Annotated in this window: 11 protein-coding genes; 3 read left to right on the top strand and 8 right to left on the bottom strand. The window is 42.2% G+C overall.

Going from position 1 to position 15,396, the window contains the following annotated elements:
* Position 1: 1 nt before the first annotated feature.
* The 4 genes from M1P97_RS00145 to M1P97_RS00130 all read right to left on the bottom strand — a co-directional run bounded on the left by M1P97_RS00145 (position 2) and on the right by M1P97_RS00130 (position 4,959).
* A complete protein-coding gene (locus M1P97_RS00145) occupies positions 2-1,381 on the bottom strand; it encodes a nucleobase:cation symporter-2 family protein (protein WP_195375168.1) in 1,380 nt (459 codons plus the stop codon).
* 18 nt (positions 1,382-1,399) lie between these two features.
* Positions 1,400-3,229, bottom strand: coding sequence for an endonuclease/exonuclease/phosphatase family protein (locus M1P97_RS00140; protein WP_195375175.1), 1,830 nt, complete (start codon positions 3,227-3,229; stop codon positions 1,400-1,402).
* 54 nt (positions 3,230-3,283) lie between these two features.
* A complete protein-coding gene (locus tag M1P97_RS00135; RefSeq protein ID WP_249388061.1) occupies positions 3,284-4,312 on the bottom strand; it encodes a threonine aldolase family protein in 1,029 nt (342 codons plus the stop codon).
* A gap of 137 nt (positions 4,313-4,449) precedes the next feature.
* Positions 4,450-4,959: an RNA polymerase sigma factor gene (locus M1P97_RS00130; protein WP_028728578.1), complete on the bottom strand. Its 510-nt coding sequence runs from the start codon at positions 4,957-4,959 to the stop codon at positions 4,450-4,452.
* A gap of 262 nt (positions 4,960-5,221) precedes the next feature.
* Between M1P97_RS00130 and M1P97_RS00125 the strand changes: the two genes are divergently transcribed.
* Entirely contained in the window at positions 5,222-6,607 is a 1,386-nt protein-coding gene (locus M1P97_RS00125; RefSeq protein ID WP_249388060.1) for an NfeD family protein, read from the top strand.
* Here the strand turns inward: M1P97_RS00125 and M1P97_RS00120 are convergent.
* Positions 6,602-7,255 carry an AlbA family DNA-binding domain-containing protein gene (locus M1P97_RS00120; protein ID WP_075558418.1) on the bottom strand — a complete coding sequence of 218 codons (654 nt, stop codon included), beginning with the start codon at positions 7,253-7,255 and terminating at the stop codon, positions 6,602-6,604. The genes M1P97_RS00125 and M1P97_RS00120 overlap by 6 nt on opposite strands.
* 70 nt (positions 7,256-7,325) lie before the next feature.
* Between M1P97_RS00120 and M1P97_RS00115 the strand changes: the two genes are divergently transcribed.
* Entirely contained in the window at positions 7,326-9,587 is a 2,262-nt protein-coding gene (locus M1P97_RS00115) for a cation:proton antiporter domain-containing protein (protein ID WP_195375165.1), read from the top strand.
* Between the two features lie 34 nt (positions 9,588-9,621).
* Complete coding sequence (gene kdsB / locus M1P97_RS00110) at positions 9,622-10,380, top strand: 3-deoxy-manno-octulosonate cytidylyltransferase (protein WP_249388059.1); 759 nt, start codon at positions 9,622-9,624, stop codon at positions 10,378-10,380.
* Here the strand turns inward: kdsB and M1P97_RS00105 are convergent.
* The 3 genes from M1P97_RS00105 to M1P97_RS00095 form a co-directional block, all read right to left on the bottom strand.
* Complete coding sequence (locus tag M1P97_RS00105; protein ID WP_249388058.1) at positions 10,361-11,194, bottom strand: DUF6057 family protein; 834 nt, start codon at positions 11,192-11,194, stop codon at positions 10,361-10,363. The two genes, kdsB and M1P97_RS00105, sit on opposite strands and share 20 nt — an antisense overlap.
* A gap of 269 nt (positions 11,195-11,463) precedes the next feature.
* Positions 11,464-13,359: a membrane protein insertase YidC gene (gene yidC, locus M1P97_RS00100; protein ID WP_249388057.1), complete on the bottom strand. Its 1,896-nt coding sequence runs from the start codon at positions 13,357-13,359 to the stop codon at positions 11,464-11,466.
* An 11-nt stretch (positions 13,360-13,370) separates the two neighbouring features.
* A complete protein-coding gene (locus tag M1P97_RS00095) occupies positions 13,371-14,975 on the bottom strand; it encodes a CTP synthase (RefSeq protein WP_195375161.1) in 1,605 nt (534 codons plus the stop codon).
* Positions 14,976-15,396 lie beyond the last annotated feature (421 nt).

Genomic DNA, 15,396 nt, shown 5'->3' with positions numbered 1-15,396 from the left:
TTTATTGTGTTTTATCTTCTTTATCTTCTTTTACACGAATGAAAATGTTGGCTATTATAGCAGTTAGACCGCCGGTTGTAATACCGGATGCAAAAATACCTTTTATAGCTTCCGGAGCCGTTTTCAGGATATCAGGCATTAATTCCACACCTAATCCGAGAGAAAGGCTAACAGCCAAAACCAGTGTAGCCTTCCGGTTGATCTCCTGCGAAGCAATAATACGGATACCCGCAGCGGCCACAGTACCGAACATCAACAGGGTTGCACCTCCCAAAACAGGATCAGGCATTAAAGAGAACACCACACCAACAATCGGGAATAATCCCAGCAGGATCAGCATTCCGGCTATATAATAACCTACATAACGGCTGGCAACGCCGGTAAGCTGGATAATTCCGTTATTCTGTGCAAAGATAGAGTTTGGAAATGAATTAAAGATACCGGCTACAAAAGAATTTACACCGTCGGCCAATACGCCACCTGAAACACGTTTCAGATACCCCTCACCCTCAATGGATTTACCAGAAATCATCGAATTGGCAGTAACATCACCCGTTGCTTCAATCGCTGTGATCAAATAAACCAAACCGATAGCAATAAAAGAAGATATATTAAAATCCAATCCGTATTTAAAAGGCATCGGAATATTGAACCCCGCCAGGTTTTGGGATGTGGCAGCACTCATATCTACCATTCCCAATACAAAAGAAAGTCCGTAACCGATACATAATCCCAGCACGATCGAACTCATACGCAAGTATTTATTCTTACAACGGTTGAAGAATAATACACTCAACAAAACGGTTGCGGCAACTCCGATATTCTTCAAACTTCCGAACGTTCCGTTGTCCATAGCCGCAAAACCACCTCCACAAGAGACCACACCGACCTTAATCAGACTTAATCCGATCAGCAAGACGACTATTCCTGAAACCAGCGGAGTTATGATAGTACGCATATACTTAAAAGTACGGCTGATAACCATTTCAACAGGGGCAGCAGCCATACAAACACCAAAGATCAGTGGCAAACCGCCTGCTAATCCCGCCGAAATGATCGGCCCGATAAACGAAAAACTGGTTCCCTGTATACAGAGCAGCCCGGCTCCTACCGGGCCTATCCGTTTACATTGTACAAAGGTTGACACTCCGGAAGCGAAAAGAGCCATCGACACTAAAAATCCGGTTGTTTCAAGATCCAGCTTTAATGCTCCGGCTATAATAAGAGGCGGTGTGATGATTGCGACGAAAATGGCCAGCAAATGTTGCAAGGCTGCAAACAAGGCCTCTTTCAAAGGGGGTCGGTCATCTATACCGTAAATCAGGTCTGTTTCTTTTACCGGAATGATAGTCTCTTCTAACTCTTCAGTGCTAATCTTCATATTTACTTCATATATGTATTACAGTTTTAAATCCTCGAGGGTTTCGCCTTTAGCATTCAATACCCGCAGCGTCATTTCCTTACCTTTCTTCTGTAAGACCATAACTGTTGCACCATCCATCCGGTAACCACCACCTACAATGACCGGAAAGTTGTTTCCATTGGCAGCCCCTTTCGGATAATAAGCATGACGGTGAGTATGCGCATTGATGCATACATTGAACGGAGCCTTGGCCAGTAAACCACCCCACAATTCCAGACAAGGATTGTAGCGGTCTACATCTTTTCCATAAATAGGCACATGATGAATCAGTACGCGCTTAGCAGCTTGTTTAAAAGGCTTGGATGCCAGCTCTTCTTTCAGGAAACCGACCTGGGCGTCACGCAAAGCGGAGAAATCATTCAGACCGTAATAAACCCAAAAGTCATCGGGCTTATCTTCACCGCAATCCAACATCACGATACGTGTATCGCCCCAGTTGAAAGCGCCATACGTCTTATCACCTACATAATCGAACAATTTGCGCAAACCTATCGAATAAGCATTCCTAATCTCATGGTTGCCACGCAGATAAAAGACAGGAACATCGGCTGCCCCGACTGTTTCATTCAGTTCGGAAAGGAAGTGTGTTGCTTCATCATGATTGGCCGGATCGTCGATACAATCACCGTTAAAGATGACAAAATCATAATCAATATCTTTTACCTGGCCATACAACGCTTGTAATGTTTCAGAATGTTTGTGCAGGTCATTAAAGATTATGGCTGTAAAATCGGAAGTAGATGATTCCGGCAAAGTAAATGTATGAAAATCGGAAACAGCCGTTTCTCCGAAGACTTTCTTATAAGCCTGGTAAAGCATGATTTCCTGTGAGCAAATGCGATAATAATAAGTCTTACCCGGTTCCAGATCATTCAGTCTGATCTTATTCTGTAAATCGTTGCAGATCACCTGACCATCCACGATAGTACGCGCTTTCTTCAACTGATTCTTATTAGTACCATATTCGACCCAACTGTAAGTAGGAACAGTTGTCTGCCACATAACCGTAATTCCGTTCCCTACGGGATTCTGTAAATAAGGTTCCGTACGGAAAATCTTGTCAGCCGGTTGCTTGAAAACGATATCCGTTACGATCGGACGATGATCGGAGGCAGCCGGTTCATTGACAACCCACGTGGAAAGGCGTGTAAAGGCCGTAGTATCCTTTGCATAAGCTGCAATATAATCGATTGTTTCTGTCGGTTCATCTGCCGGAAAAGTCGGTTGTTTGGTATTTGTCAGGATCACAAAATCTCTCTGTATACCTTCAATGACTTCCGAATCCGGGTGAGCGTTAAAATCACCGGCAATAAAAAGGGGCTTACTGGCTTTTGCAACTTCCTTGCGAAGAATATCCAATGAAGCCAGACGATCTTCCCCTGTCAGGGAAAGGTGGGTACAACAATAAATATATTTTTCAAACTCAACGATCAGCAAAGCACGTTCTTCTTCTCTTCCCGGAAGAGATATATAACGATGACTAAGTGGTTTCTCCTTGCTCAACATACCGATACCATATTTTCCTCCATCATAATCAATGGCTGGGGCATATACCGGATACATCAGTGTCTTGTCTGCCAATACACGTAATACATCGGTCCGGCCGCTTCTGGCTGTCACGCTGTCCACTTCCTGTACGGCGACAACATTTGGCCGCACTTTATTGATTACATCCGCCGTACGTTGAAAGTTGGAAACATCATCCATTCCTCTCCCGTTACGAATATTATAACTCATTATACGCAAGGTATTATCTTCCCTCGCATCCTTCTCCTGTGAATAAAGGTTGCATAACGGCAATAACATAAAAAGTACCGCCATCAACCCACTTCCGTGTTTCATATGTTTATTGTTTAGTGATTAACATTCTCCCATTACGTCTTTCAAATCCTGTTCAAATTGGGCTATATCTTCTCCTGTCGTATCCCATGAAGTAACCAAACGTGCTTCATTATTTTCTTCATTCCACATATAGAAGAAATAACGTTCCAGCAGTTTCTTCAAAGGTTCGGAAGGGATAGTAAAGAATATCTGATTCGTTTCTACCTTCTGTGTAAATTGTATCTGAGGATATTGCTTTAATGCTTCTGCTAATTTCGCAGCACTGATATTAGCTTTCATGGCGTTTTCAAGCCATAAGTTATTTTCCAGATAAGGAATGAACTGGGCAGACAAATAACGGAGTTTAGATGCAAGCTGGGCAGATTGCTTTCTGTAATATTGCAAATTTTCGGTTACTTCAGGACGGAACGAAATAACAGCTTCTCCCATCATCATACCATTTTTAGTTCCGCCAAAACTCAGAATATCCACACCTGCATCTACTGTAACCTGCTTCATGGAGCAGTTCAGGTAAGCACAGGCATTTGCCAAGCGGGCACCGTCCATATGAAGATACATATTATGGGCATGCAACAGATCTGCTATTGCTTTTACCTCTTCTATCGTGTAAACAGTACCTAATTCAGAGACCTGTGAAATATATACCGCTTTAGGTTGCGAATGATGGCAAACGCCAAAGTTATGTAAACGGGGCCTGATCAACTCCGGGGTGAGCTTGCCGTCGCTTGTCGGAATAGTTACTACCGCACATCCGGTCATACGTGCCGGAGCACCGCATTCATCTACATTAATATGTGCAGTCTCTGCACACAATATACTATTAAAAGGACGTGTAACAGCCTGCAAGGCCACCGAATTGGCTCCGGTACCGTTAAAAACAAAGAAAGGGGAAGCCTCTTCGCCAAATATACTTTTAATCTTTGCTACAGCGGCTGCTGTCCAGGGGTCATCACCATATCCTATTGCGTGATCCTCATTAGCCTTAATCACAGCTTCCATAATCAACGGATGGACGCCGGAGTTGTTATCACTTGCAAAACTTCTCATTATATTCTTGATTTTTGCGGCAAAAGTACGGATTTATTCATTAATATGTCATTTTTATAATCCATATATTAAAAAAGAAGGAGCACTCTTTCGAATACTCCTTCTTTTTATTAACTTGTTTGTTAGAATATTAACCATTATCCAAGGCGAAAATCCTTCAAAACTTTCTGCAATTCCTGGCGGGCAAAGAATATACGACTCTTTACTGTTCCCAGCGGTACATTCAATTTATCTGCGATCTCATTATATTTATAACCACTCAAAAACATTGAGAAAGGAACTTTAAGTTCATCGTTCAACCCATTGATAGCCTTGGTAATCTCTTGAATTTGATAGGCTCCGTCCGGAGAGTCAAATCCTGAATCATTTACGACATCCAAATTATACAAATCAACACCTTGGTCTACTACTGTTTGCGTACGAACTATCTTATGATAATTATTAATGAAAATGTTACGCATGACGGTCAGGACCCATCCTTTGAAATTAATATTGTCAACGAACTTTTCCTGATTGTCTAAAACCTTCAGCGTTGTGTCTTGCATCAAATCTTGGGCATCATCCCGATTTGCAGTGAGCATCAGTGCAAAATTCATCATGTTTTCTTGCATGCTCAGTAATTTTTTCTGAAATTGCAACGCATTCATACTATTACTTATTTATAAAAGGTTAATACCGGTTAAGTATTGCCTCTCACTATCGAGAGACAATACAAATATAGGAATTTTTCCTGAAAAAAATGGAGCTTTGATGAATATTAATATTAAAAATCGTAACTTAATATATTTATAGTAAATATCACTGAGAATGAACAACATTTGCAAGTTTTAAACTTGTGAATTTATAAAATTTACAAGTTTAAAGTTACAATTTTCAACAATGTATAAAAAACATAGATAATTAGACAATATGATGAAAAATTCAGGAATCTTGTGCACGTTATTAATACTACTCGTAACAACCTTTGTTTCAGAAGCTAAAGATACGCACCTCATCTACCAGATTGATATAAAAAAAGAGATAGATAATACGACTCGTATTTATCTTAGTAACGGATTGACAGAGGCAAACTCACTGGGCGCCGACGCTGTCCTGATCCATATGAACACATATGGCGGATTGCTCGAAGCGGCAGATTCAATGCGTACGGCAATCCTGTACAATCCAGTTCCCGTTTATGTTTTTATCGATAACAACGCAGCCTCAGCCGGGGCACTCATTTCGATTGCCTGTGAAAAAATCTTTATGAGGAAAGGAGCCAATATCGGTGCAGCTACGGTAGTCAATCAAACCGGAACTGCCATGCCCGACAAATACCAGTCGTATATGCGTTCCATGATACGTTCTACAGCGGAAGCTCATGGAAAAGACACGATCATTCAGGGGAAAGACACCACTTTCAAATGGAAAAGAAACCCTCTGATTGCTGAAGCAATGGTAGACGAGCGGGTAGTCATCCCTAACCTGATCGATACAGGGAAAGTGCTCACCTTCACCGCTGACGAAGCACAACAATGGGGGTATTGTGACGGGATAGCAGAAACTCCCGATGAAGTAATTACCAAATATCTGGGATATAACGCCTATGAACTGAAGACATATAAACCTTCCTGGTTCGACGACCTGAAAGGTTTCCTCATGAATCCGATGTTACAATCACTGCTTATCATTATTATTATAGGTGGGATTTATTTTGAAATGCAAACGCCGGGATTAGGGTTTCCGTCGGCGGCAGCTATTATTGCTGCTATCTTATATTTTGCACCTTTGTATCTGGACGGATTGGCTCAAAACTGGGAAATATTGGTATTTATCATCGGATTGCTACTTATTGCTGCAGAAATATTTGTTATTCCCGGCTTTGGGATAGCCGGGATCAGTGGTATAATTTTCCTGGTTGCAGGCCTGACCCTTAGCCTACTCAATAATACGGATTTCAACTTTGAAGGCGTTTCTACCAAAGAAATCGGAGAAGCCTGCCTGACAGTATTGTTCGGACTCGGTCTCGGATTCGTTTTAACGATCTGGCTATCCAATAAAATCGGAGCAAAAGGCCTGATGCAGAAAGTAGCACTCCATAAAGACCTGGAAGAAGCTCACTCCTCTCCTTCCCTCACACCTCTTATCGGAAAAGAGGGAACAGCCTTTACAGTGCTCCGTCCTTCCGGCAAAGTAATCATTGACGATGAATTATACGATGGTGTATCCGATTCCGGCTTTATAGAAAAGGGAACAAAGGTCAAAGTCGTCCGTTTCGAGAATGCCCAGATATACGTAGAAACATTACATTTATAAAGGCAGATCTGCCCCCGGTATACGTTGATACAGGATACGCTTATCTATAACCACATACTGGAGGGCATCGATTGCCAACAGATCACTCAGGATATTCTTGGCCGTGTAATAATTTACGCGGCCAATCCGGCAAAGTTGGCTTACATTAATATACGGATGCTCATCGAGGTAGACAAACAAACGTTCCACCGGCTTACTTATCTTCAGTAAAGTTCCATCCGGCTTATGCTTCTTTTCCCAGGACAACATAAGGACTTCGTTCGCCAATATATTTTCGTCTGCTACACGGATATAAGCTTTATATTTATCTTCTTTATCCGGTGCCAGATGAGGCTTCTCTTCACTGGGTGCTATATAAACCTCCAGCACGGTTTTTCCGTTTATCTCCCAACGGGTTGCTTCAAAAGGAACTTCCGGACGGGTGTACATTTTTGAAGCGGCCTCTATCATATAATACTCTTCCTCACTACGGACACCGGAAATATTTCCGTTATCTTTCACTCCTATCAGCAACCGACCGCCATCGGTATTGGCAAAAGCAGACAAGGTGCGGGCTATCTTTTTACTGTCACTCACCTCGAACTTAAAGTCGAGTTGTTGATGCTCGCCCTGCTCTATCAATGCTTCTATCGGATGTTTCTTCTTCATTTTGGCACATTATTTGACCGACAAAATTAAAATAAATGTCTAACTTTGCCAACGGAAAAAGAATGAAAGCATGTCTCAGATTCCTTCATTAATTTCAGACCTGGCAGTAATATTGATTTCTGCAGGACTTGTTACTTTGCTTTTCAAGAGATTGAAGCAACCGGTCGTACTTGGCTACATTGTTGCCGGAATCCTGGCCGGACCAGCCATAAAAGAAATTCCCACCGTTACAGACATAGAAAGTATCCGTATCTGGGCAGATATAGGTGTTGTATTCCTGCTTTTTGCGTTAGGACTTGACTTCAGTTTCAAAAAGCTGATGAAAGTCGGGGGTACTGCTGTTATCGGAGCAATAACGGTCGTGATCGGAATGATGACATTCGGATATATCACAGGCCTTTCGCTGGGTTGGGGGCATATGAATAGTCTTTTTCTGGGTGGAATGCTTTCCATGTCGTCCACAACAATTATATTTAAGGCCTTCGATGATATGGGACTCCGCAACCGGCGGTTTGCAGGTGTAGTATTCGGAATTTTGGTGGTAGAAGATTTATTTGCCGTCCTGTTAATGGTACTGCTTTCCACCCTGGCCGTCAGCAAGCATGTCGAAGGTATGGAACTACTGGACAGCGTGATCAAACTCGCCGTTTTCCTGCTTTTCTGTTTCGTTGTGGGTATTTACCTGATTCCTTCTTTCCTGAAAAGAGCCAGGAAATTTCTCAATGATGAAACATTACTGATTGTCAGCCTCGGCCTCTGCCTCGGAATGGTGATGATTGCCACTAAAGCCGGATTCTCTTCAGCATTAGGAGCTTTTGTAATGGGATCGATCCTGGCTGAAACGATCGATGCCGAACATATAGAACATATAGTGAAACCGGTAAAGGACCTTTTCGGAGCCATCTTCTTTGTTTCGGTGGGTATGCTGATAGATCCGGTATTACTCTGGGAATATAAAATACCGATCCTGATATTAACGATCGTTGTAATGGTTGGGCAGATATTATTCGGCAGCTTTGGTGTCCTATTATCAGGGCAGACAATAAAAGTCGCTATCCAATCCGGTTTTTCACTGGCACAAATAGGTGAATTTGCCTTCATTATCGCCTCTCTGGGCCTGACTCTTGGAGTGACGGACAATTTCCTTTATCCGATCGTTGTTGCCGTTTCCGTTATAACGACCTTTTTCACTCCATATATGATACGAATGGCTGAACCTGCTTACAAAATAGCAGAACGCACCATTCCTGCCAGTTGGAAAAGTTTTCTGGAACGTTATTCCTCCGGTTCTAATACGATCCGGCAGAAAAGTGCCTGGAACAAGCTATTGAAAGCGCTGATACGTATTGTCGGAACTTATACAGCCGTCACACTGGTTCTGATATTTATCTGGTTACAATTCATCGCCCCATTCATCATCAGCAAGCTACCCGGCATACGAGGAGAAGTCATCTCACTGGTTTTGATCCTCATACTGATCTCACCGATGTTACGGGCGATCATGATGAAAAAGAACCACTCCGTCGAATACGAGCAATTATGGCACGACAGCAAATACAACCGGGGCCCGCTGGTTTCCCTGATCGTATTACGCATCATATTATGCATAGGCCTTGTAATGCTTCCTGTTGCGCGCCTGCTGAATGCTGCTGCCGGAATAGCCTTTGCTATCGCTGCAACAGTAATAACCCTTGTTATTCTCTCCAAATGGCTTAAAAAGCAATCTATCCTGATGGAACGTCACTTTTTCACCAACCTGACAGCACGGGAAATGGAAAATGAACGTAATGCCCCCATCAAACAAAGGTTTGCAAGTCACTTGCTGGAACGTGATCTCCATCTGGCCGACTTCGAAGTCAAACAAAATTCGCCCAGTATGGGAAAGACACTGAAAGAATTGAATTTCCGGCAAAAATGTAACGTAAACATCGTTACTATCATCCGAGGAGACCGACGTATCAATATCCCGGGTGGAAACGAACGACTTTACCCTTTCGACAAACTGATCGTAGTCGGTGCAGACGACGAACTGAACCATTTCCGGCAATACATAGAAGAGCGTTATAAAGAATCTTTGAATAACCGACAGGAAACAAAAGAGGTAAACATGGAGCAGTTCTTTATCAGCGAAGGTTCCGGACTGATCGGACGAACCATTCTCGAATCGGGAATACGTGACAATTCCGGTTGTCTGGTCATCGGTATCGAGCGGGATGCCCATTCAATCAAAAATCCGCCTCCTACTACTGTTTTTGAACAAAACGACATTGTATGGATTGTAGGTGAGCACGAAAAAGTGGTACGCCTCAGTGAAGGAAAAACAGTAAAATAACGATTTAATAAATAAACAAATAAATAACCGGAGTATGAAATTTATCGGAATAATACCGGCAAGATATGCCTCAACCCGCTTTCCGGGAAAGCCTTTGGCTGATATGGCCGGAAAGCCTATGATACAACGTGTTTACGAACAAGTAAAAGATGTTCTGGATGCAGTATGCGTTGCAACTGACGATGACCGCATTGAAGCTGCCGTAAAGTCTTTCGGCGGAGAAGTTGTTATGACTTCCGATCAACACCGAAGCGGGACAGACCGTTGTTACGAAGCTTATACTAAAGTAGGTGAAGGTTACGACGTAATCGTCAATATCCAAGGAGACGAGCCTTTCATCCATCCGGAACAAATAGACACATTGAAAGCTTGTTTTTCGAATGCCGACACACAAATCGCCACTCTGGTGAAACCATTCCGTCCGGACGATGACTTCGAAACGATGCTATTCAATGCCAACTCACCGAAAGTTGTCCTGAATAAGAACAGTGAAGCCATGTACTTCAGCCGTTCGATTATCCCCTACATGAGAGGCAAGAACTATCAGGAATGGCTGCCCAATCACACCTATTATAAACATATCGGATTATACGCCTACCGCGCCGATACATTAAAAGAAATTACCGGCCTGCCACAATCACCGCTCGAACTGGCTGAAAGCCTGGAACAGCTCCGATGGCTTGAAAACGGATATAGAATAAAAGTCGGCATCACTTCACAGGAAACGATCGGTATCGACACGCCGGAAGACATGGAAAAAGCTCTGGCTTTCCTTAGGGAACAGCATGGCTAAAAACAGAAACTATAACAAATAACACCAGCAGTCCGGACATAATAGATACTGACCATACGTTGGCAGGCAAATGCCGGATTGCCTTGAACTGTGTAATAACCAATACGGAAGCAATTGTTATAGCCGGAAAGAAGGCCGGAAGCCATGGATTGGGATATTGATATGCATCTGCTTCCGAAAGCCCATATACACTTTTAAGAAATTCAGGCAAAACAATCCCTGTTATCAATAGTAAAGCCCAGTACACCCATCTTTTTTCCCCTATCTCCGCTTCATACAGCAAAACCAGAATGACGAAAATGAACAGCCTGCTACCAACCAGTGCATACACTATAAACAATAAGGCAAACCCTATCAGCATCGACAACAGTTTATTCTTAATAGTCATATAGCCACAAAACAATAATAAAACAATCACCAGCGATAAGATAGAAGCCAGATGATACCTCTGACTGCAATAAGTCCCCCACTCCAACACGACAGGCAGCAAGGCATATAAAAAAGCCATCTCTCCTACATGAAAACGTTTCAATATATAAGTGAAAGCCCACCACTCTAACAACAGGATAAGAGTAATCAACAAGGCACCCCCACCGATAGGAACCATTAAAGATGAGAGTATTTTAGCCAAAGAACAGGCCAGCAATGCCGGTTTACCCTGACATTCGGACACAGCACCAGATAGCGACGATAAGTCAACGACCTGCTCCTTTTCAAACAAATGTTCCGAACCGAAAAACTGGAAAAAAATGATACATGATAATACAAAGACCCCAGTTACAACTCCTTGTAAAAGCTTTTCCTTCTTACTCATCTTATGTATTTTTTAGAAACGATAAAACAAGGTCCTGTCGTAATCCTCAAAAGTCGTCAACAACAACCTAACAACCACACGTTGACCAATAACCTAATATTGCAAATATATGAATATAAAACGACAAAACTCTCTCCCAGGCATTAAAATTCAACAACCTGATCAAAATATGCAATTTTTTATTAACATCTTCAACTTTAAGAAAAAGAAAAGGTGCGCCTGACCTCCCGGATCGACACACCTTTTCTTTTATACTAACAAAAAAGTTTTTATCTCTTTTTCTGCTGTTTTTGTTTCTTTAATTGTTCCTGCTGAGCACGTTGCGCTTCTTCCAAACGTTTCATGAAGCCTGATTTTTTCTGCGGTTTCTTCTTGTTTGCTTCCAGTTTGGCCAGCAACTTATCTTCATTGATCGTATAACGGAACACCAGTGTCTGGACAATCGTAAACAAAGTAGAGACAAAGTAGTAGTAAGTAAGACCGGATGCATACTGGTTAAAGAATACCAACATCATCACCGGCATCATATACATCATTGCCTTCATTCCCGGCATTTGTTGCTGTCCGGTATTAGTCATTTCCATATTATATTTCGTATATACAATGTTGGTTGCTGTCATCAGCAGACAGAATAAGCTGATATGGTTACCAAAATACGGAGTGATAATAGGAATATATTTGCTCCAACTGAAGATTGCATCATAAGTTGACAAGTCATGTGCCCAAAGGAAACTCTGCTGACGCAGTTCGATTGCCGACGGGAAGAACATAAACAAAGCAATCAATACCGGCATCTGCAACAACATCGGGATACATCCGGCCATCGGACTTGCTCCGGCACGGCTATATAATTCCATTGTAGCACGCTGACGTTCCACTGCTTTATCCTGTCCCGGATACTTTACATTCAACTCCTCTACCTGCGGGCGAAGCACACGCATTTTTGCAGACGACATATAAGATTTATAAGTCAACGGGAATAAGATCAATTTCACGATTATTGTCATCAGGAAGATGATCAAACCATAACTACTGATATATTTACCCAGGAAATCGAACATCGGGATAACGAAATACTGGTTCACCCAGCGAAACACGCTCATACCCAGTGGAACTAGTTGCTCCAGATCCAACTGATCGTCCGCAGGAACACCTTTATCAAATGACTTTAATAAAGTATAACTGTTCGGTCCGAAGAAATAACGGAATCTCGTTGCTTCATTTCCTCTCAGGTCGAAAGGAACAGCTGTCGCAGTCTTAAATTCTTTTACGATACCGTCTGCCTCAACCATCTTTGAATCGAAAGTCGCACTTTCGAAACCTTCTCCGGAAATCATTACAGACGAGAAGAACTTATCTTTATAACCGATCCATTTCAGACGGCCCGATACCTTCTTATCTTCACTTTTACTTTCGCTCAACTGCTCTACGCCATCGGCCAGAAATTTATAATACAAAGCAGTATATCTGTTTTCATACTTGATACCTTGTTCCTGCTGGCGGATCTTTTGTTTCCAGACCATATCCAAAGCGGTTGTGCTTGGAGCCAGTACGCCGTTCAGGCCGGAACCTTTAATATCGAACTGGACCATATAGTCGTCCGGCTTGATCGTATAGATAAAGTCCAGCGAACTACCCTCACCGGTATTCAGACGCATGATCAACTGATTCGGATCTTGTGTCTTTACCGGAGTAAAATACATTTCACCGGTATTCAATACACGGTTAGTAGCCGTCACCAACGTAAAATCGAGCGATGCATCTTTTCCTTCGAAAAGAACCAGCGGCTTATCATCGTACGTTGTATAATCTTTCAGGCGAGCGTAAGAGATACGTCCCCCTTTATTGCTGACATGAAGTTCAATGAGGCTATTTTCCAAAACAGTAACATCGTCGGTACCTGTCATTGCATCGGCAAATACTCCGAAATTACTTTTCAGCCGGGCCTCTCTCACAGAGTCCGGCAAATTATCGAAAGAGTTATCAGCTATGCTTTTGCTATCTTCTTTTTGCATATCAAGCTGTTTGGTCAGTTCAATCTGAGCGATTGAGTCCTGATAACGGCGCTGCGCTTCCAACTGCTCAGGCGTCGGTTTGTTCAACCAGCTAAATGCAAATAAAACAATACCAATAAGCAGAAAACCTAATAATGTGTTTTTATCCATCTATAACGTTCTTATTTATTATCAATTGCGGCTTTTACAAAGCTGACAAAGAGCGGGTTCGGATTAACTACCGTACTGTTATATTCCGGGTGGAACTGAACACCTACGAACCATTTAAGCGCAGGTATCTCAACCACTTCAACCAATCCTGTTTCCGGATTTTCACCCGTACACATCATACCGGCAGCTTCAAACTGTTCACGATACTGACCATTGAACTCGAAACGGTGACGATGACGTTCCTGGATATGTTCTTTACCGTATGCTTTATAAGCTCTGGAATCTTTTTTCAAAATACAATCGTATGCCCCCAGACGCATAGAACCACCCATATTGGTTACGTTCTTCTGTTCTTCCATCAGGTCGATCACTTTATATTCTGTGTTCGGTTCCATCTCGGTAGAGTTTGCATCTGCCAAACCTAATACGTCGCGCGCAAATTCAATAACCATACATTGCATACCCAGACAGATACCCAGGCAAGGCACATCGTGTTCGCGTGCATATTTCAATGCGGCAAACTTACCTTCAATACCCCGTTGTCCGAATCCCGGAGCGATCAGTATACCGTCCATGTCCTTCAATTGTTCGGCAGCATTCGCTTCGTTCAGTTTTTCTGAATGGAACAAATGCAGATCCAGTTTGCGGTCGTTGTAAATTGCAGCTTGCAACAACGATTCATCAATCGACTTATAAGCATCCTGCAATTCTACATATTTACCCACCAAACCGATCTTAACTGTTTCGGTAGCGTTGGTTTTCTTCTGTAAAAACTCCTTCCAAGGCTTCATTTCAGGAGTCGGACCTACTTCCAATCCCATTTTCTTCAGGATAGTTACATCCATATTCTGACGCTGGAGAACCAGAGGCACCTCATAGATTGTCGGCACGTCGACAGACTGAACGACTGCATCTGCATCCACATTACAGAACAAAGCAACCTTACGTGTGATATCATTGCTCAACAAATGTTCAGTTCTCAATACCAGGACATCCGGCTGAATACCTAATTCCTGCAATTGCTTCACGGAATGCTGTGTCGGTTTTGTCTTAAACTCTTTTGCTGCCGCAATGTAGGGTACATAAGTAAGATGTACGCACATACAGTTCTTACCCAGTTCCCATTTTAACTGACGTACACTTTCAATGAAAGGCAGTGATTCGATATCACCTACCGTACCACCGATTTCAGTAATGACAAAATCAAATTTATATTTCGAACCCAACAGTTTTACATTGCGCTTGATCTCATCGGTAATATGAGGAACCACCTGTACTGTTTTACCCAGGTAATCTCCTTTACGTTCTTTATTTATTACACTCTGATAAATACGTCCGGTAGTAATGTTGTTCGACCGCGTTGTCGGCACATTCAGGAAACGTTCGTAGTGTCCCAAGTCCAGGTCCGCCTCATGTCCGTCTACGGTTACATAACATTCACCGTGCTCATAGGGATTCAATGTTCCCGGGTCGATATTAATGTAGGGGTCAAACTTTTGGATAGTAACCTTATAGCCTCTTGCCTGAAGGAGTTTACCCAATGATGCAGCAATAATTCCCTTACCTAATGAAGAGACTACGCCGCCCGTAACGAAGATGTACTTTGTATCTGCCACGATAGTAATATTTTAATTATCTTTAATTGCTCACTTGCATTTCGAAACCGCAAAGTTAGTCATTTTCATTCAGACGACAAGGGTATGGAAGTTTTTTCGACCCTAATTTAATACAAACAACCGCATAGGCATCCGGTAAATACTACATGCATGAAAACTATTTCTCGCTTCCCATAAAACTAACAACCGGATTACAACTCAGTATTCATCAGTAATAGGATATACATATAATAATCTGTACACCTTATAATATATATATAGTACATGTTATATAATATATGTAGTACAGCTAATAGATAATAAGTAGTACACCTTATACTTAGTTGTATGCATAAAAAATAATAGTTTTAGGTAACAAAACATTTAGTTGAAAGGTATATAAAACTTAGTTGAAAGGCATCGGCATATAAAGTTCTGACTT

The sequence above is a fragment of the Parabacteroides leei genome (assembly GCF_023369805.1).
In the GTDB taxonomy this organism is placed as follows: domain Bacteria; phylum Bacteroidota; class Bacteroidia; order Bacteroidales; family Tannerellaceae; genus Parabacteroides; species Parabacteroides leei.
This window is presented reverse-complemented; position numbering and strand designations above follow the sequence as displayed.

Excerpts from the sequence above, each read along its gene's own strand:
- M1P97_RS00145 (WP_195375168.1), bottom strand. The coding sequence starts at position 1,381 with ATGAAGATTAGCACTGAAGAGTTAGAAGAGACTATCATTCCGGTAAAA.
- M1P97_RS00140 (WP_195375175.1), bottom strand. The coding sequence starts at position 3,229 with ATGTTATTGCCGTTATGCAACCTTTATTCACAGGAGAAGGATGCGAGG.
- M1P97_RS00135 (WP_249388061.1), bottom strand. The coding sequence starts at position 4,312 with ATGAGAAGTTTTGCAAGTGATAACAACTCCGGCGTCCATCCGTTGATT.
- M1P97_RS00130 (WP_028728578.1), bottom strand. The coding sequence starts at position 4,959 with ATGAATGCGTTGCAATTTCAGAAAAAATTACTGAGCATGCAAGAAAAC.
- M1P97_RS00125 (WP_249388060.1), top strand. The coding sequence starts at position 5,222 with ATGATGAAAAATTCAGGAATCTTGTGCACGTTATTAATACTACTCGTA.
- M1P97_RS00120 (WP_075558418.1), bottom strand. The coding sequence starts at position 7,255 with ATGAAGAAGAAACATCCGATAGAAGCATTGATAGAGCAGGGCGAGCAT.
- M1P97_RS00115 (WP_195375165.1), top strand. The coding sequence starts at position 7,326 with ATGTCTCAGATTCCTTCATTAATTTCAGACCTGGCAGTAATATTGATT.
- kdsB (WP_249388059.1), top strand. The coding sequence starts at position 9,622 with ATGAAATTTATCGGAATAATACCGGCAAGATATGCCTCAACCCGCTTT.
- M1P97_RS00105 (WP_249388058.1), bottom strand. The coding sequence starts at position 11,194 with ATGAGTAAGAAGGAAAAGCTTTTACAAGGAGTTGTAACTGGGGTCTTT.
- yidC (WP_249388057.1), bottom strand. The coding sequence starts at position 13,359 with ATGGATAAAAACACATTATTAGGTTTTCTGCTTATTGGTATTGTTTTA.